Below are 18,366 nucleotides of genomic sequence, written 5' to 3' on the forward strand. Positions count from 1 at the left end.
CAGTCCTTATTTAACTTTGATGAAGACCACACTCTTGTTTGTCGAAGTTCGCCCATCGACCGGCTCGAAGATTTTCACTATCTATTATTGGAAGGGTGCACATTTCACAACCTATACTAGGGTAGCTTTTATTATGCAATTCATTGTAAGGTAAGTTGTTTAATCTGATATAATTCCACACCTCATCCCAGGTCCAATGTATTAAAGGACATATTTTAATCCGTTTAAATTTATTATCCTTGTTAATATACTCCGTGTTCTTTCGGCTAGAAGATTGTTCTCTTCTTATTCCGGAAAACCATGCATCTACATTAGCAAGTTCTTTTTTCAATGGCTCAATTTTCCTTATATAGCAACATAGGTTTGGATTTTTCTCCCACAAATTATCTCCATGGAGCTTAGCCTGTTCAGTCAATGTCAGCGTTGGTTGAACGATTTTAATTTGAAGTGCTGGATACCTTTGTTTAACTTTTTCAATCAGTGTATACGTTTCTGTAAAATGTAAGTCTGTATCTAAAAATACGATCTTGGCTTCCGAATTGACCTTTGAAATTAAATCAATTAAAACCATTGCTTCGGCGCCAAAACTGCAGGAATATATGATTCGATCTTCATATTTTTTAAAAGCCCATTTTATAACATCCATAAAATCAGCAAACATGCTATTCATCTCTTTTACTTTTAGACCATCCCAACATTCATAAGTGAGTTTATTTTTCATTTTACTCCCTGCTTCTTCTTTGTTTTGACAATTAAACCTATTCTTTAGAAAAAGGTATCTGTCTTTAGCCCAATGTATTCAATGCCAACTAAAATTGTTAAAGGTTAAACGCCTATATTTACTTAGGAAATATTCATTGTAACGAATATAGGATAGGCGAATATACTTTGTATTGATTACATGAATTAATTAGGAGAATATGACATGCATATCCAAATTTACCAGGGAAGTACAATTCCGACTGAACCAGTTTACACCACCATTGTCATTGACGTTATTCGTGCCTTTACCGTTGCTCATTATGCTTTTTTAAAAGGAATTAAACAAATTTACCTCGCTGCAACCGTTGAACAAGCATTTAAAATCAAATTCGACCATCCCGATTTTCTTTTAGCCGGTGAAGTTGAAGGTCTGCCAATCCGTGGTTTTGATTTAGATAATTCGCCTTATAACATAAGTAATAAAGATATAGTTGGTAAAACACTTATTCAGAAAACAACGAATGGTGTGGAGGCGACGCTAAATTGTTTATCATCTGATCATATTTTGGTCACGGGCTATACAAACGCAAAAACGACAGCAAATTTTGTAAAAGAAAAGCTCTTAAGTAATGAAAATAATACGATTCGTCTCGTTGCCTCCCATCCAAGTGGAGATGACGACCTTGCCTGTGCAGAATATATAAAAAGTATGATTGACGGAACTTCTATGATTAGTAATAAAGAAGTAATCGAACGAATAAAAAAATCCCATGTAGCTAAAAAGTTTTTTGATAAAAATAACAATTTTCTTCAAGAAGATATTGATTGTTGTATAAGGGAGTTGGATACGGATTTTGTCATGAAGGTGAATAAAGAAATGGAAATACCAATGATAGAGAGGATAAAAATACAATGAAAACAGATTTAATCCTTCCTTCTAGAACAAAAAAACCGAGAGAAAACGGCTTAACTATTTTAATCGACAACGGGGTGCCCTTACAGTTATTTAAGGATTCGATTAAAAGTGCTCACCCCTATATTGATTTTGTAAAATTTGGTTGGGGAACATCCATTGTCACTGATTGTCTACATGAAAAAATAGCTTGGTTAGGTGAACATACAGTCGATTTCTTTTTCGGTGGAACCTTATTCGAAAAATTTCTTAGTCAGGGTAAGATTGATTCCTTTTATGACTTTTGTAAAAGATCCAGTTGTAAATACGTAGAGATATCAAACGGAACATTATCAATTACAAATAAAGAAAAGTCTACATTTATTAAACAATTTTCAAGAGAGTTTATCGTCTTTAGTGAAGTAGGAAAAAAGGAGAACTCTTCTTCAGAAGAACAAGATTCATCTTCATGGCTTGATTCCATTGAGGAAGATTTTGAAGCCGGCGCTTCTAAAGTTATCTTGGAAGCAAGAGAAAGTGGTACAAGTGGAATATGCCAAATAGACGGGAACATTCGAAGAGATATTTTCGATTTTATAATAGAAGAAAAGATCCCTATCAATAAACTTCTCTTCGAAGCTCCAACTAAAAAATTACAAACATTTTTCATTAAGAAATTAGGAGCTGATGTTAACCTGGCAAATATAGCTTTTCAAAATATTATTTCCCTCGAAACGTTACGATTAGGTTTACGAGCCGACACCTTTAATGTATTTTTAATGGAGGATATAAAATGAGAGAAACAAATAAAGTGTTTCATCTAGCGATACCATGTAAAGAACTAGATGAAACAGCAGAATTTTATGCAAAATTAGGTTGCCGTTTGGCAAGAAGATATGATGATCGAGTCACCTTTGACTTTTTCGGAGACCAATTAGTTTGTCATTTAAGCCCCGAAAACATTGATCCTAAACCTAGCATGTATCCACGCCACTTTGGCATCACGTTTTTAAATAAAGAAGAGTACGATCAGACATTAACCTATGCATTAGAACAAGAACTTCCTCTCTTTAGCAAACCAATGACCCGATTTGAGGGTCGGCAAGAAGAGCATATGACATTTTTCTTAATCGACCCAGCTAATAATTTATTGGAATTTAAATACTATCATGATCCAGAAATGGCTTATTAATAGTAAGGCTCTGCATTTCCTTATGAAAGGAATACAGAGTTTTACTATATTTATTCTGTCTTCTATACTCCGATTTTTTCTAAGTAGGGATAGTTTTTATAATAAAGTAATAAGTTGATTGGAAATTTTAATTGATACATATTTACTAAATACATGATTTTTTGTTCCATTTCATCGTTTTTCATAAAATACTCCCAAATTATTTCCGGGGAAATAATTTAAATATCAACATATTTAGATCTTTTACAACTGTTTTTTCTTTGCAACTCTCAATGATATTGTCGATTTTAGACATATAAAAACAAGGTTATCATATTCATAATTATTGTCCTATGGGATGGTAATGGAAATTGTCTTTAAATAAACATTGCTCTGCTTTGGAAATTAAACAAGTATACGTTTCGTCTTTCATATCTTTCCTGCAATAATAAAGATCACTTACTTAAAATATTTCATTTTTCCTCATATTTCATTATAATACACCTATATGTAATTGAACGATTTCACAAGGAGACTACAAATGAAACAAAACCCAGAACAATGGACATCAAAATTAGGTTTCATATTAGCTACTGCCGGCTCAGCCATTGGCCTTGGAGCTATTTGGAAATTCCCATATATGGCAGGTATTTCGGGAGGTGGCGCATTCTTTTTCATCTTCTTACTTTTTACGATTTTTATAGGACTACCTATCCTGCTTGCTGAGTTTATCATAGGCCGTGGGGCGCAAAAAGATGCTGTTTCGGCGTATACAGTCTTTGCTCCAAATACACGATGGAATCTTATCGGAATTCTCGGAATGGTAACATGTTTTATCTTACTGTCATTTTATAGTGTTGTTGGCGGATGGATATTGATTTATCTTTTTCAAACATTAACAGGCAACTTATCTGGATTAACTGATCAGGGATATGGTGATTTATTTAATCATTTCATTGCCAATCCGGCATTTGCTATTTCTGCTCAATTTCTTTTTATAGCTATTACTATCATCGTTGTAGCGAAAGGGATTCAAAAAGGAATAGAAAAAACAAGTAAAATTATGATGCCTGCCCTGTTTATTGCTTTTATCATTTTAATCATTCGTTCTCTGACATTAAGTAATATTGGTGAAGGACTTGCTTTTTTCTTATATCCCGACTTTTCAAATTTAAGTTCAAAGACAATTCTTTTTGCGTTAGGACAATCTTTCTTTTCCATAAGTGTCGGTGTTTCGGTAATGGTAACATATAGTTCTTATTTATCTAAAAACGAGGATCTACCAAAATCAGCATTTACCATTGTCATGATGAATATATTTATTTCAATTTTAGCTGGTCTTGCTATTTTTCCAGCAGTATTTTCATTTAATTTTGAACCGACTGAAGGACCAGGACTATTATTTGTTGTTCTTCCAGCCGTATTTAATCAAATGCCACTCGGCTCTATCTTTTTATTTATCTTTTTATTATTATTTTTATTCGCAACATTCACATCGGCATTTTCTATGCTAGAAATAATTGTTGCTGCTGTCACAAAAGGAGATTCTATAAAGCGAAGAAAAGTCACATGGGTTACGGGTATACTTATTTTTATCGTTGGTATTCCCGCTTCATTATCGTATGGTTTACTTAGTGATTTTACTATTCTAGGGAAAACAGTTTTTGACTTGTCTGATTATCTGGTCTCTAACATATTAATGCCTTTGGGAGCACTGCTCATTTCCATTTTTGTCGCATTTAAAATTCCTAGGAAAGTCTTGTTAGAAGAATTAAGTTCAGGGTCTGGTTATGGAAAAAGACTGTTTGCAGTTTGGTTTTTACTCATTAAATATGTCGCACCTATTGCAATCATTATTGTATTTTTAGACGCAATCGGACTGTTAAAATTATAGATCTATTAAAAAACTGTTTTGGAAATTGTAATTTATAATAAAAACTGTTCTAAAGATCAGGTTTTAGCTCAAATCCTGTCTTTTATACTTAAATAGTATCCTTAATTTATTTTCTGATCGGTGTGTGCAGCATATGGAAAAACTAAAAGAAGTACTTGGTTTCGCTCTATTCACCTTATTTTTTGGTCTCATTACATCTTTTCTTACAATTGAATATATGGATGAATACGATATTTTATCTGCTGAAAAAGTAGATGTTCCTATTATCCAAAAAGTCGGAGAAAAAAACTTATTTACTCCGCCATCCTATTTTGTTCGAGTAGAATTGCCCCATGGAGAAGAATCCGAATATTTAAGTCGGATTTCTAAACATCAAATGAAGGAAGTAGAGCCGGGAGATCATCTTAGCGGTTTTACTACGAATGGTAGGGATTTCTTGACATGGAGAGATTTTATAATTGATGGCTTTATATTTTTAGGAGCTATTTTACTATTTGGGGCATTCACACTTCTCGGTGTCTTTATGTTACTTTCAGCCATACCTGCAGTCGATCGATTTTTTGAAGAAAAAACATTTTTAGGAAGACGGACAATAGGAAATGGAATGAAACTATTAACGATTGCAATCTCAGTATTTGTTTATTTTTCTGGAAGATTTCTACACAACTTACTTTTAAAATTATTTCCTTTTATGAAAACTAGTACAGAAGCCAAAATTATTGACTCGTATTCTTATTTCAGTTATCGCAAATACGAAGACTCTGTTTATGAATTCACCATATTATTTGAAGATGTAAATGGAAATGAAATAGAAGTCATAAAAGAAGTAACAAGAAGTACGTTCAATCATTATACACTCGGTGAATCACTACCTATCTCATATAGAACGCAAAATCCGTATGATGTATTTGTTAATCAAACCACTTTTGCAGACATATTTGGAATGGTCGTATATCTTGAATTATTTATGTACCTATTTTTCATTGCCACCATAATTTTTACCGGGTATGTATTATTAAATAAAAGAAAGAAGAATAAATCACGTGCGGATTAAAAGGGAAAGATCTGGTTTTAGATAACCAGATTTTTTTGATAGGCGTTAGTAAATCTACAACGAAAAGTCATTAGTTATTTACTTCTTCTTATTCTAGTAAATGAATTTTTTATCAATAAATAAAGTAAGAAAAGTGAGTTTAAAAATAAAGCTGTCCATAAAACTAACTTACTATCCGCATCCACGACTTGACTGCCAGCTCCTACGCCAACCATAAAGATGATTAATCCTAAAAATAAATTGCGAAAATCTATACGGGCTTTTTTGTCTTTATCAAAAACAACATCATATAATCTATTCATCATGTTTTTCGTGTTACCTGTCATAATGCCATTATTAATTGTTGTCGTCCCTATTTTTCTAAACACCGAAAGTTCATATCCTGCTAATATACCGAGCAGGAAAACCATCAATGAACCAGGAATGTGTAATTGAACAAGAGCAAGTATAAATAAAAACACTTCCTGAATCAGCAAAAATATACCAAACTGACTAAAATCGATTTTTTTAACTTTCTCAATAATTGCTTCACCGAAAAATGCACCAGCCATGAAGCCCCCTAACACAGATAAATGTCCTGCCGCTGCTTTCCACTCTGCTGAAAATAATTTTGTACTCATCACAACGATATTTCCTGTCTGTGCACTTACAAAAACTTCATTATATTCTAAGTATGTAAAAGCATCAATAAAGCCCATTAAAAATATAGAAAAAATTGTTAGTATACTTTTTGCCAGTTTGGAACAATCGTTCTTTTTCGACATACGTTATCCTTCCTTTTCCGCTGTATACTATCAGGAAAAATTCACATATATCGTTTTACCCGTTCATGAAAAAAGTAATCAAGCCTACTTTCTTAGTAAATTATTTTAAGAAAGCAACAACCTATCTTTTCTTCAAAAGAATCAAGTGTTAGTTTTTTTCAAAAAGGGTAGATGGTAGTACAAGCCAAATTAGAAAACTTAATCGGATTATTTACAGAAAGGAGCTAGAATAGTATGGAGGATAAAAATCATTTGGATTCAAATTCCCTACCTCAACCTAGAAAAGAAGAGCGAGGTGGGGATATACTTGGAGCGCGTAATCTAGAGGTGGAAAGCCAGAACCCGGATTTTTTTGTTTCACCTGATGTAGACCATGGAACAATGCCTAACTTGAAATGGCCATTTGCCATGAGTCATATGCGTGTTGAATCTGGTGGTTGGTCCAGAGAAGTTACAGTACGGGAAATGCCAGAGTCCACACAAATCGCTTCGGTCAATATGCACCTCGAACCCGGAGGAATACGGGAACTGCATTGGCATAAAGAGGCAGAATGGGCGATGATGATTAAAGGTTCTGCTCGAGTAACGTCAATCGATACAGAAGGAAACGTCGCTATCGACGACGTAGAGGAAGGTGGATTATGGAATTTTCCTTCTGGGATACCTCATTCTATCCAAGCTTTGGAAAATGGGGCCGAATTCCTTTTAGTATTTGATGATGGAGCTTTTTCTGAGAATAGTACATTTGCTATATCAGATTGGATTGCACATACACCTAAAGAGGTGTTGGCAAAAAATTTCGGAGTATCAGCAGATTACTTTGATAAATTCCCAGATGGAGAAAAATATATGTTAAAAGGTAAAGTACCCGGACCATTAATACAAAATTTGCCGGAGAGCCCAAATAAAGCAGTAGACCCGCCTTTTACTTTCAGTTTTTATGATGGAAAAAAAGTGGAGACAGAAGGCGGTACTGTGTATATTGTTGATTCAACTAACTTTAAGCAAGCGACTACAATAGCAGCTGCATTAGTAGAAGTTGAACCAGGTGGTATCAGAGAGCTACATTGGCATCCGAATGCAGCTGAGTGGCAATATTATTTAGAAGGCCAAGGACGAATGACGGTATTTGCAGCAACCGGAAAAGCTCGTACGTACGATTACCAAGCTGGAGATGCCGGTTATGTTCCTTTTGCAATGGGACATTATATTGAAAATACAGGGGACACACCATTACGCTTTTTAGAAATGTTCCAAAGCGATCATTTTGCAGACCTCTCATTAAGTCGCTGGATGTCTCAAACACCTCCAAGTCTATTAAAAGAACACTTACCTATTGACGATGATTTTATTAAGAATCATTTACACAGTGATTTACGACCAGTTGTAAAATGGGGAAGATCAGCTAAATAAAAGGCGTAAAAAGTTGGATGTAACTAGGAGAACTGTAAAGTTATCATTGTATATCAAAACACCCCTTCCTCTTGAACGGAGGAAAGGGTGTTGATTTTTGGATTTGCATTTTTAGTTTAAGAAGTTTACCATTAAGTCTTCTTACTTATCTTTATAGTTTTCCTTATATTCATTCACTTTTTTCATTACTTTTTTCTCAACTCTTTCTACAAGTTCATCTTGCAATTTACGTTTTGGCTTAGGATGAAACCATTCGATATTCTCATCATATAGTATTCCTTTATACTCATCCCCATCAATCGTTAATTTAAATTGATGGCGTTCATTTACTTGGCTTTCAAACAAAGGAGTTACTTCTATCCCATCCATTTTTTCTTTCACATGGTGTTCCCTAAGCATCTTATAGATCTTTGCTTCCAACCACTGTAAATCATCTTTATTAAGATCTTGTTTTGGATGTGGGTGAAGCCAATGAATTTCTCCTTCATGATAATCCCCTTTAAACTGTTTACCTTCTATGGATAAAGTAAATTGGCGTCGTTCATATGTCCGCTCTTCATAAATCGGCTCTACATCAAATTCATCGACCAGAGTAAATCCCTCCGAGAACTGTTTTTAAGATATAATGTTAGTTAAAAAACTTTTGAATTTCCTGGATATACTTTAAGAAAACCAACCATTTTAATAAACTTCTTGCTACTCTTTATTATTAACCAAATCATTAAAGTTTATTACTCGGTGGCTTACTCTCTGCAATAAGTGAAGATTATGGCTAATAGCTAAAACACCTAACTTACAATCTGCAGTCATCCTTAACAATTTTGTCCATACTTGGGCTTGCGTAACTGCATCAAGCATTGTAGTTATCTCATCTGCGATAATATATTTCGTTTCTGGACCTAAGGAACGGGCAAGACAAAAACGTTGAAGTTCACCACTCGAAAGTTCCTTTGAACGGCGTTGTAACCATTCTTTTTGAATTCCCAATTCACTAAGTAATTGATTATCTTCATCATAACCCACTTCCTGCAGAACTTTTTTCATCTTCCATGTTGGATTAATTGCTTTTTCAGGATGTTGCCACACTAACTGAACCGGTTGAATACCCGTCTTAGGATATAGAGATCCATCTATTGTTATTCTGCCTTCATTTGGTTTCATATACCCGGAAATAATTTTTGCAAACGTTGTTTTTCCAGTCCCACTTTCTCCGTATAGACCAACTACTTCACCCGGTGAGATAGTAATATTTATTTGTTTAAATAAAAAGGAGGATTTCCCATAGCGATAACTTACTCCATTTGCCTCAAGCATAAAAACACCTTACCATTCCATCGATTACCTTTTTAATACTTACCATTCCTTGCCTACACCTGTCTGTAGCAATTGGACAATGATTTACGAAAGAACATCCGGATAATGGAGCAGGCCACGTCTCATCAACGCCTTTTAGCGTAGTAAAACTATTTTGCGGCAATGCATTCCATAGTGCTTTTGTGTAAGGATGTCTGAGCCGCTCTCCTTTTCCTGTAAAATCAGTAATATTTGCTATTTCAACAGTTTGTCCAGCGTAAAATACGACAACTTTATGTGCAATCTCTAAGGCTGCAGTAATGTCATGAGTGATGAATAGCAATCCTCTCTCTTTGGTAACGAGTTGCTTCAGATGATAGAGCATTTCTTGAAGAGATTTTTCGTCTAATCCTGAGGTTGGCTCATCAGCAACGATTAGTTTTGCATCACTTGCCATTGCGGTTGATATTAATACTTTCCTTGCCATTCCACCAGATAATTCAAAGGGATAACGTTCCGAGGATGTATCTGGTAAACCTAGTTTTTGAAAAACTTTCTGCTGTATCATTCGTTTATTCTTCTCTTTTATAATCGATTGGACCTGTTTACCAACTTTCATTAAAGGATCTAATGCATCAATGGATTGAGGTATAAGAGAAATTTCTTTGCCGCGTAGTATCTTTTTTCTTTCTTCCGATAATGCTTTCCCTTTATAATTAATCGTTCCATAAAGCAGAGCGTTTCTTGGCAGTATGCCCAAAATAGCATCGACAAATAAGCTTTTTCCTGAGCCACTTGCTCCAACTAGGGCAATAATTTCTCCTTCATGGATTGAAAAGTCTAGATTACGAATAACATATGTCTCCTCTTCGCGCAATCCTTCTCCATATTTCTTAAAAGATAATGAAAGATTTCTCACTTCAAACAAAGGAGTTGTCATAGTTATTTTGTTATTTAGTCGTGAAGTCAACTCCCGTCCCCTCCTTTCAAAGTCCAAGAGTATTTAATGACTCTTATCGACCATAATATGGATGAATGAATCTATTTATACTTTTACCAAGAAGTTCAAATGCACTTATCATTATTAATAGGGAAAGACCAGGAAAACAAGCAAGCCACCACATACCTGTAGAAAGGTATTGCATCGATTCGGATAAAATAATTCCAATTGCCGGTGATTCGGTTGATAGGCCGAATCCTAGAAATGTAATGGCCGCCTCATGTAATATCGCATGTGGAAATAATAAAACTAGTCCCACAAAAAGCTGAGGCATTAAATTAGGAATATAATGATGTATTACAATCCAGCTAAATGATTTTCCTAATTTAGTTGATACGTTGATATATTCAGATGATTTGATTTGTAAAATTTCAGCTCTAAGTAAGCGTGCTAAGCTTGGCCAATGTGTTAATGCAATCCCGATAACCACTCCTTTCCCTCCGCCTCCAAGTACAAAAGAAATTAAGATTAGTGATACTATATGAGGGATACTAAGAAAAAGATCAATCATCCATGTGATGATTCCATCAGCAACTTTGCTCCAAGATGAAAGTAAACTAAAAATTAGTGCAATGAGCACACTGAATATTGCAGCAAATAAACCAACCCTGAAACTAAGTGTTAAACCTTTCAGTGTACGCGCGAACATATCCCTTCCTAACCAGTCCGTACCAAAGAGGTGTCTCAAGGATGGTGGTTGACTCTTATTCTGTAAATTGATCCCCAACTCACTAGGACCAATAAACAATCCACTTATGGTTATTACTAATAAAATTATGATGGTAACAACGATCGTAACCAAAGTCAACTGTCGCTTATTAAACTGAGTTGTTTGAATATGGGGTATCATTTAGACTTCCCCCTCTCTTATTCGCGGATCAACGATACGATAAAGTATTTCTGCTATGATGTTTCCTATAAAAACAAACAACGCACTAAATAATACGATGCCTAATAATAGAGGGACATCTCCACCTAAACCAGCCTGAACAATAGTTTGACCGAGACCCGGATAGGAGAATACTTGCTCCGCAAGTACAGCACCACCAAAAAGCTCTGCAAAAGAAGCAAAATGTAACGAAATTGCCGGCAACGATATATTCCGTAAACCATGTCTCCATAAAAGTGTACATCCACTTTCTCCTTTTGCTCTACCAAATCGAATATATTCAGTTTCTAGAACTTCTATTAGTTTTTCTCTTGTATGAAGCGTCACATTTGCCACTCCAACAATACTTAATGTAATAGCTGGTAAAAAAGCATGATATAACTTGTCTAAGAAAGTTACATGTTCAGCTGATAAACCAATCGGAGTTCCGAGTCCGATAGGAAACCAACCAAGCCAAACCGAAAAAACCATTAAAAGTAATATACCTAACCAAAATCCTGGAGTTGATGCAAGGATAAAACAATAAGTTTTTATGAATCGATCAAGTAAACTTCCTTCGTTCATACCTCCTAGAACACCCAAAAAGAAGCCAAGTATTCCTGACAGAATCCAAGCAATCGCCATAAGTAGAATAGAAGACAAAAAACGTTCAGCAATAATATCCGCTACAGAACTACGATAAATATAGGAGGTCCCAAGGTTTCCCTCTAATATCGCTTTTCCCCAGTTTAACAACTGCTTCGTTTTTGATTCATTTAATCCCCAATACTCGACAATATTCTCTGTCTGCTCTGGACCGACTCTTGTCAAATCCGCACCAATGTACGTTTGAACAGGATCAATAGGTGAATAGCTAACAAGCAAGAAGGATAATATGCAAATTGCAATTAGTAATGAGATCAGCCTCATACATTTACGTATCAAGTAGTATACAATTGATAAAAGTCGCAAGTTACACCTTCTCTCTATAAAACTATAAAAATCTAATTTATACTTTTTAATCCCAGTGCCAGTTTTCAATAAAATCAGTTATTGGCCATCCATGACCATGAGGCTGTAATTTCTGCTCACCAATATTTAACTTTTCATGCACAAAATACAAATGTTTAAGATTAACAAGCCAAACCCAAGGAGCATCTCCAAGTGCTGAAAAACCTGTATTTCCGTCCCACTGCGCTTTCTGCCAATATTTATTTGCTTCTTCTTGAGTAGTTGCGCGCATTGCCTGCTCCATATATTGATCAACGAATGGATTGGTGTAAAAATTAATATTGTAATAGCCTACACCCTTTGTTGAACTACTATAGATATTATACATTTCAAGCGGATCATGACTTCCCCATCCCATCATAACAGGAGAATTATGCATTAGCCTTTCTAGTTCATTCCAACTTTTACCTTCTGGTATTACTTCTATTCCTAGCTCTTTCATCTCATCGGCAAATGCGATAGATAAAGATTGACGAATAGCATCTCCCGCTGGATAAAGCAATGTAAAGGTTGCTCTTATTCCTGCCTTTTCCCTTATTCCTTCTTCCGTTTCCTTCCATCCTGCTTCATCCAATATTTCCTTTGCTTTCTCTTTATCCATATGAATCACGGTATCCGGATTCCACCATGGCAGATAGTCTGCTACCGAATAAGCCGGAGTACCATACCCATCTAGTACACCGGCTACAAGAGCATCCCGATCAATTGCAAGGTTCATAGCTTTTCGAATAGCGATATCTTCGGTCACATTATTTCCAACTGGAACTCCATCAATTGTTTCCTCCCCGTATTTGATATACGGGAAAACAATCCCACGATTATCAACGCTTTCTAGTTCAATTAACCTCATTCCTTTTATCTCTTTTGTCGCAAAACTTGGTGGGACGGACACAATATCCACTTCACCCGTTTTTGCTGCAGCATATGCCGCATCTTCCGATAAGAATAAAAAGGTTAGTTTTTTAAAATATGGACTTTTACCATAATAATATGGATTTTCTTCAACGATCAGTTGCTGCTCCTTATCCCATTGTACTAATTTATAAGGACCTGAACCGATTGGATTTTCATTATAGGAATCAGTATACGCATGCTGCGGTACAATACCAGTCGAAATAAGCAATGTATTAAAAGTTGATTCGGGTTTTTTCAAACGAAACCTAACAGTATACTCATTCACCTTTTCTACCTTTTCCATATTACTTAAATCAATGATTGAACCACTCGTTTTAGCAGTTTCATAAGTGAAAACGACATCATCAGCAGTAAGTTTCTCACCATCTGAAAATTTAACATCTTTTCGGAGTTCAATCGTATATTCGAGCCCGTCCTCACTAACTGCATAGCCTGTCGCTAAATCATTTATAATCTGGAAATCCTTATCATATTTGAACAGCGTACTTTGAAATAAAGGAGACCCATGTCTTCCCCAACCGGTGGTAGGATCATACCCATCATCTTGCTCTCCACCAATAGCCAATATAAGTTCATCCCTTGATTTGTCTACATCTATGGATTCTATCTGATTATTTTTAGTGCAAGCACTTAATAAGAGGAGGAGTAAAATAATTAACAAACAGCCTCGATTCATCTACATACCCCCAAATCATACTTGTTTCTTATTAGTATTTTCTTAAAAAACTTGGTTTCGAGTGAAACCAAGCTTGATTAATTATATGATGACAAGTTCTAAAAATTCGTTCTATTACTTGCGTTTGATTTGCCATCACTCGAATCGAGCATCCAGGGACCGTTAAGCTTGACAATCCCGCTTTAAAATCTCCATCCAATTTATAAATTTCTCGATGAAGTTGATCAATTAGTTGCCTTTCGAACATATCGCTAATAATAAAGAAAGAACCTAAGTGGGTATATCCTTCCATAAATCCTAATCCATTAATATGCTGTTCTTTAGAAGATAATTTGAGATGATCAAAAGCGATGAGTTCTTCTTCTAGGTAGATTTCATTTACCAATCGTAACTTGTCATAACTAAAAAGTTCCCCCTCTGGTGACCAGCCAGGTGTAATAATATCTGAATATAGAAAAGTGGATCCTTTTTCCATTTTTATAGTGTTTTTTTGAAAATAACGTGCATCTTTATAGGCAATAAGTGGATCAGCCAAGAACTCTAAATAACTATCTTTAGCTAAATGAATTTCTGTTTCTTGATATGCTTGTGTTTTTGGTGTTTTATATACTTTTGTAGCAGACTGTGTGGTCAAAGTAAGTCTAGCTTTTTCCCGTAACGAAACTACCATTCGATACGTATCCCCGTCTAAATAACCACCACCTGGATTAAGAATATAAAAACAAGGTTGATTAGATTGATTATGGTACACTGGGCGCATTACCTTAAACGCGCCTTGAAAATAAATATTTTTAGCAACTGATTTCCCTTGACGATTTTCTATATCCAATTCTAAAATCCCTGTCCAATTGGCCATTTATAGGGAACCTAAACCTTTTAATAATGCGTGTTTTTCAATCCATTCAACTACTTGATCAAGACCTTCATTTTTTTTTAAGTTTGTAAAAATGAATGGCTTATCGCTACGAAAGGTTTTCGTGTCCTTTTCCATTACTTCCAGACTGGCACCGACATATGGTGCTAAGTCTGTTTTATTAATGATAAACAAATCAGATTTTATCATCCCTTGTCCACCTTTACGTGGGATCTTTTCTCCTTGAGCAACATCGATAATATAGATAGAAAAATCAACAAGCTCTGGACTAAATGTCGCTGCCAGGTTATCTCCACCACTCTCTACAAAAATAAGTTCTACATCTGGATGCTTTTCTATCAATTCATCTATTGCCGAAAAGTTCATAGAAGCATCTTCACGTATCGCAGTATGTGGACATCCACCCGTTTCCACACCAATAATTCGATCCTCTGGCAAAATTCCGTTTGCTACTAAAAACTTCGCGTCTTCTTTCGTATAAATATCATTAGTTATTACAGCCATACTTACTTTATTATTTAATTCCCTTGTTATTTTTTCGATTAACATTGTCTTACCTGCACCAACTGGGCCACCAACACCTATTCTTACTGGCTCCATATAAAACACTTCCTTTACGAATATTTTTCTTTGAAAATAGATTTTAAGATGAAAAAATACGAATATTTATTTGTTCATGCGCCATTTGAGATCGTTCAATACCAGGGGCAACGATTCCAAAATCGTTTTCAGAAAGTTGATTAATTACCTTTACCGCTTTTGATATTTCTTGTTGATATTCATAAATTATTTTTTGTCCTGTTGTTTGTCCCAAAGGAATAGCTCGAACTGCATTCTGTACGAGACTGACAATAGCTGAATACAAATACAATTGATTGGTCGTTTCTTTTTCTACCCCTAAACAATAACCCACCATGGTAAATACAATTGCGGGATGGCCAAACGATTGCTTTTTTTGGATACGTTCCCTGTACGACCTAAGTAGCTCCGCATCAAAGAGTGATTCTACCATCGCTAACATACGTTCGCCAATACGCACTGTTCCTTCTCTAGTTTCTTCAGAAAAATTTTGAACCGTTAATAATCGATCTAAATGCCAAATAATAGCCAACTTGTCTTCTTCTAATGCCTCATAAACAAGTCGTGCTGCTAGTCCATCCGAATAAACAAGTTGATTATGCAAGTATAGGCTTAACCACTTAGAGAAGGTGTCTTTATCGTAAACGACACCTTCTTGTATATAACTTTCCATTCCAAATGAATGACTAAAAGCCCCTGTTGGAAAATTTGAATCACATAACTGAATGAGAGCTAATAAGTTTTCATTCATGACTATGTCCTATATGTCGAAAGGCTTTTTTCACCTTTCGTTTTTCTCGTTTAAATGGTATATCAACTTCTTCTAATAATTGCTCAATAAGATAATCATATTGAATAAGCATATCATCCGCTTCAAACTGCGCAGGAAGATGACGGTTCCCAAGCTGATGAGCAATCATTCCCATCTCTTGCATATTACGTGGGCTAATAACTAATAGATCATCTAATAATACATCAATAACAATCATATTTTTCTCGTCCATATAAAGTACATCACCGGCCACAAGATCACGTGGCTCCTGTAAACGAATACCAAGTTCTCTTCCATGGTCAGTTTTAACTCGTTGAATTCTCTTTACTAAGTGCGCACTTTCCAATAAAACTTTCTCTACATGTCTTTTTTCTATTTCTTTTGTATTTAATTGTTCAATATTGGTAACGATACGTTCGATAATCATTACTTCACCTCTAAAATAAGAAATAACGCTGCCCTATAGGCACCACATCAACCGGCTCACACGTAATTATTTCCCCATCAATTTTTACTTCATATGTTTGTGGATCAACATCAATATCTGGCGTTTCCGTATTTAATTTCATATCCTTTTTTGTCAAATTACGAATTCCCCGTACTGGGCGAACTTGCTTTTCCAGTCCAAGTCTTTCATGCAATTTATTATCGTATGCTGCCTGAGAGATAAATGTAAAAGAACTTTTACCAAGTGCTTTACCTAATGCCGCGTACATTGGACGATAAATCATTGGCTGAGGAGTTGGAATTGTTGCATTTGCATCTCCCATCAGGCTATTTACCACTAATCCGCTCTTTAAAATCATTTCCGGTTTTGCTCCAAAAAACTTCGGATCCCATAGAACTAGGTCGGCAACTTTTCCTTCTTCAATCGAACCAACATACTCGGAAATACCATGTGTAATTGCTGGATTAATCGTATATTTGGCAATATAACGTTTTGCTCGATTATTATCTGCATATTCATTATCCCCTTTCATTGTGCCTAATTGCTTCTTCATCTTATCCGCCGTTTGCCACGTTCGCATGACTACTTCACCGATACGTCCCATTGCTTGCGCATCTGAACTAGTCATACTAAATACACCCATGTCTTGTAAAACGTCCTCAGCAGCAATTGTTTCTCGGCGAATCCGTGAATCAGCAAATGCAATATCTTCAGGCACAGACGGATTTAAATGATGGCAAACCATTAACATATCAAGATGTTCATCAATTGTATTAATCGTAAATGGTAACGTTGGATTCGTAGAAGATGGTAATACATTCATCATTCCAGCAGATTTAATTAAATCCGGTGCGTGACCTCCTCCAGCGCCTTCCGTATGATACATATGAATAACCCGGCCCTTAATTGCTTTCATTGTATTTTCAAAAAATCCGCCTTCATTCAACGTATCCGCATGTAGTGCTATTTGAACGTCAAATTCTTCTGCAACTTGTAATGAATGATCCAATGAGGATGATGTTGCTCCCCAATCTTCATGTACTTTTAAACCAATTGCACCAGCAAGGATTTGTTCAGCAAGCGGGGCTCTTGTAGCAGCGTGGCCCTTTCCCGTTAACCCAACATTGATTGGTAGACTTTCTACAGCTTCTAACATACGGTGCATATTCCATTCACCCGGTGTAACTGTTGTCGCTCTAGAACCTGCCCCGGGTCCAGTTCCTCCTCCAATTAAAGTCGTTAATCCAGCTGTCAAAGCAACTTCTACTTGGTCAGGATTAATGAAATGTACATGGGTATCAATACCCCCGGCTGTTAGTATCAACCCTTCACCAGCAATAACCTCAGTAGAAGAACCTAAAATAATATCAACATTGTCCATGATAAGCGGATTTCCACTTTTGCCAATTTTGTAAATAAGGCCATCTCGAAGTGCAACGTCGGCTTTATAAATCCCTGTATAGTCTAGTACAATAACATTCGTAATAACCGTATCCGGAACTCCGTCAGCTCTTGTAGCTAAAGGATGTTGACCCATTCCATCACGAATTACCTTTCCACCACCAAAAACTACTTCTTCACCATACGTTGTATAATCTTTTTCTATTTGGATAAATAAATCAGTATCCGCTAAACGGATCGAATCACCAATCGTTGGTCCGTACATTTGTGAATATTGTTCTCTAGACATTCTAAAGCTCATTTAATATCCCTACTTTCAAGTGAACCATCTACTTTATTATTAAAACCATAAACTTCTCTTTGCCCTGAAAAATCTATTAACTCTACCGTTTTTTCATCTCCTGGTTCAAATCGAACCGCAGCACCTGCTGGGATATTAAGGCGCTTCCCAATAGATTTCTCTCGTTTAAACTTCAACGCATCATTTACTTCAAAAAAATGAAAATGAGAACCAATTTGAACAGGTCTATCACCAGTATTCATAACGGATATACTTATAACTTCTTTATCTTGATTACAAATGATTTCCTCTTCTTTTAAAATGAATTCACCAGGAATCATTTAGGTCCAACTCCCTTC

20 protein-coding genes are annotated in these 18,366 nt (G+C 35.6%); 6 read left to right on the forward strand and 14 right to left on the reverse strand.

Annotated elements, in window-relative coordinates:
• Positions 1 to 10: 10 nt before the first annotated feature.
• Complete coding sequence (locus tag SPD48_RS17610; protein ID WP_336259443.1) at positions 11 to 721, reverse strand: phosphoadenylyl-sulfate reductase; 711 nt, start codon at positions 719 to 721, stop codon at positions 11 to 13.
• A 204-nt stretch (positions 722 to 925) separates the two neighbouring features.
• Between SPD48_RS17610 and SPD48_RS17615 the strand changes: the two genes are divergently transcribed.
• The 5 genes from SPD48_RS17615 to SPD48_RS17635 all read left to right on the forward strand — a co-directional run bounded on the left by SPD48_RS17615 (position 926) and on the right by SPD48_RS17635 (position 5,713).
• Entirely contained in the window at positions 926 to 1,618 is a 693-nt protein-coding gene (locus SPD48_RS17615; protein WP_336259444.1) for a 2-phosphosulfolactate phosphatase, read from the forward strand.
• A complete protein-coding gene (locus SPD48_RS17620; RefSeq protein WP_336259445.1) occupies positions 1,615 to 2,391 on the forward strand; it encodes a phosphosulfolactate synthase in 777 nt (258 codons plus the stop codon). The genes SPD48_RS17615 and SPD48_RS17620 overlap by 4 nt, the downstream gene beginning before the upstream one ends.
• The gene (locus tag SPD48_RS17625) at positions 2,388 to 2,786 is read left to right on the forward strand and encodes a VOC family protein (RefSeq protein WP_336259446.1); all 399 of its coding nucleotides are present in this window, start codon (positions 2,388 to 2,390) and stop codon (positions 2,784 to 2,786) included. Before SPD48_RS17620 ends, SPD48_RS17625 begins: the two co-directional genes overlap by 4 nt.
• 520 nt (positions 2,787 to 3,306) lie before the next feature.
• On the forward strand, positions 3,307 to 4,659 hold the full coding sequence (locus SPD48_RS17630; RefSeq protein ID WP_336259447.1) for a sodium-dependent transporter: 1,353 nt from the start codon (positions 3,307 to 3,309) through the stop codon (positions 4,657 to 4,659).
• A gap of 133 nt (positions 4,660 to 4,792) precedes the next feature.
• Entirely contained in the window at positions 4,793 to 5,713 is a 921-nt protein-coding gene (locus tag SPD48_RS17635; RefSeq protein ID WP_336259448.1) for a hypothetical protein, read from the forward strand.
• Between the two features lie 74 nt (positions 5,714 to 5,787).
• On the opposite strand, the gene SPD48_RS17640 is transcribed toward SPD48_RS17635, so the two are convergent.
• The gene (locus tag SPD48_RS17640; protein ID WP_336259449.1) at positions 5,788 to 6,477 is read right to left on the reverse strand and encodes a YoaK family protein; all 690 of its coding nucleotides are present in this window, start codon (positions 6,475 to 6,477) and stop codon (positions 5,788 to 5,790) included.
• A gap of 234 nt (positions 6,478 to 6,711) precedes the next feature.
• Here SPD48_RS17640 and SPD48_RS17645 point away from each other — a divergent pair, with 234 nt between their 5' ends.
• Positions 6,712 to 7,890, forward strand: coding sequence for a cupin domain-containing protein (locus SPD48_RS17645; protein WP_336259450.1), 1,179 nt, complete (start codon positions 6,712 to 6,714; stop codon positions 7,888 to 7,890).
• A 141-nt stretch (positions 7,891 to 8,031) separates the two neighbouring features.
• Here SPD48_RS17645 and SPD48_RS17650 read toward each other — a convergent pair whose 3' ends face one another.
• The 12 genes from SPD48_RS17650 to SPD48_RS17705 all read right to left on the reverse strand — a co-directional run bounded on the left by SPD48_RS17650 (position 8,032) and on the right by SPD48_RS17705 (position 18,348).
• A complete protein-coding gene (locus SPD48_RS17650) occupies positions 8,032 to 8,271 on the reverse strand; it encodes a hypothetical protein (protein WP_336259451.1) in 240 nt (79 codons plus the stop codon).
• A 315-nt stretch (positions 8,272 to 8,586) separates the two neighbouring features.
• Positions 8,587 to 9,204: an ABC transporter ATP-binding protein gene (locus SPD48_RS17655; RefSeq protein ID WP_336259452.1), complete on the reverse strand. Its 618-nt coding sequence runs from the start codon at positions 9,202 to 9,204 to the stop codon at positions 8,587 to 8,589.
• Complete coding sequence (locus SPD48_RS17660; protein WP_336259453.1) at positions 9,197 to 10,153, reverse strand: ABC transporter ATP-binding protein; 957 nt, start codon at positions 10,151 to 10,153, stop codon at positions 9,197 to 9,199. The genes SPD48_RS17655 and SPD48_RS17660 overlap by 8 nt, the downstream gene beginning before the upstream one ends.
• A gap of 43 nt (positions 10,154 to 10,196) precedes the next feature.
• Complete coding sequence (locus tag SPD48_RS17665) at positions 10,197 to 11,033, reverse strand: ABC transporter permease (RefSeq protein WP_336259454.1); 837 nt, start codon at positions 11,031 to 11,033, stop codon at positions 10,197 to 10,199.
• Positions 11,034 to 11,981 carry an ABC transporter permease gene (locus SPD48_RS17670; RefSeq protein WP_336259516.1) on the reverse strand — a complete coding sequence of 316 codons (948 nt, stop codon included), beginning with the start codon at positions 11,979 to 11,981 and terminating at the stop codon, positions 11,034 to 11,036.
• An 88-nt stretch (positions 11,982 to 12,069) separates the two neighbouring features.
• The gene (locus tag SPD48_RS17675) at positions 12,070 to 13,653 is read right to left on the reverse strand and encodes an ABC transporter substrate-binding protein (protein WP_336259455.1); all 1,584 of its coding nucleotides are present in this window, start codon (positions 13,651 to 13,653) and stop codon (positions 12,070 to 12,072) included.
• A gap of 31 nt (positions 13,654 to 13,684) precedes the next feature.
• Positions 13,685 to 14,509 carry an urease accessory protein UreD gene (locus SPD48_RS17680; RefSeq protein WP_336259456.1) on the reverse strand — a complete coding sequence of 275 codons (825 nt, stop codon included), beginning with the start codon at positions 14,507 to 14,509 and terminating at the stop codon, positions 13,685 to 13,687.
• The gene (gene ureG, locus SPD48_RS17685) at positions 14,510 to 15,127 is read right to left on the reverse strand and encodes an urease accessory protein UreG (protein ID WP_336259457.1); all 618 of its coding nucleotides are present in this window, start codon (positions 15,125 to 15,127) and stop codon (positions 14,510 to 14,512) included.
• Positions 15,128 to 15,170: 43 nt separating this feature from the next.
• Positions 15,171 to 15,857, reverse strand: coding sequence for an urease accessory protein UreF (locus SPD48_RS17690; RefSeq protein WP_336259458.1), 687 nt, complete (start codon positions 15,855 to 15,857; stop codon positions 15,171 to 15,173).
• Positions 15,850 to 16,305, reverse strand: coding sequence for an urease accessory protein UreE (gene ureE, locus SPD48_RS17695; RefSeq protein ID WP_336259459.1), 456 nt, complete (start codon positions 16,303 to 16,305; stop codon positions 15,850 to 15,852). Before ureE ends, SPD48_RS17690 begins: the two co-directional genes overlap by 8 nt.
• 10 nt (positions 16,306 to 16,315) lie before the next feature.
• A complete protein-coding gene (gene ureC / locus SPD48_RS17700) occupies positions 16,316 to 18,028 on the reverse strand; it encodes an urease subunit alpha (RefSeq protein ID WP_336259460.1) in 1,713 nt (570 codons plus the stop codon).
• Entirely contained in the window at positions 18,025 to 18,348 is a 324-nt protein-coding gene (locus SPD48_RS17705) for an urease subunit beta (protein WP_336259461.1), read from the reverse strand. The genes ureC and SPD48_RS17705 overlap by 4 nt, the downstream gene beginning before the upstream one ends.
• Between the last annotated feature and the right edge of the window lie 18 nt (positions 18,349 to 18,366).

The sequence above is a fragment of the Pseudogracilibacillus sp. SE30717A genome (assembly GCF_037071985.1).
Classification (GTDB): domain Bacteria; phylum Bacillota; class Bacilli; order Bacillales; family Amphibacillaceae; genus Pseudogracilibacillus.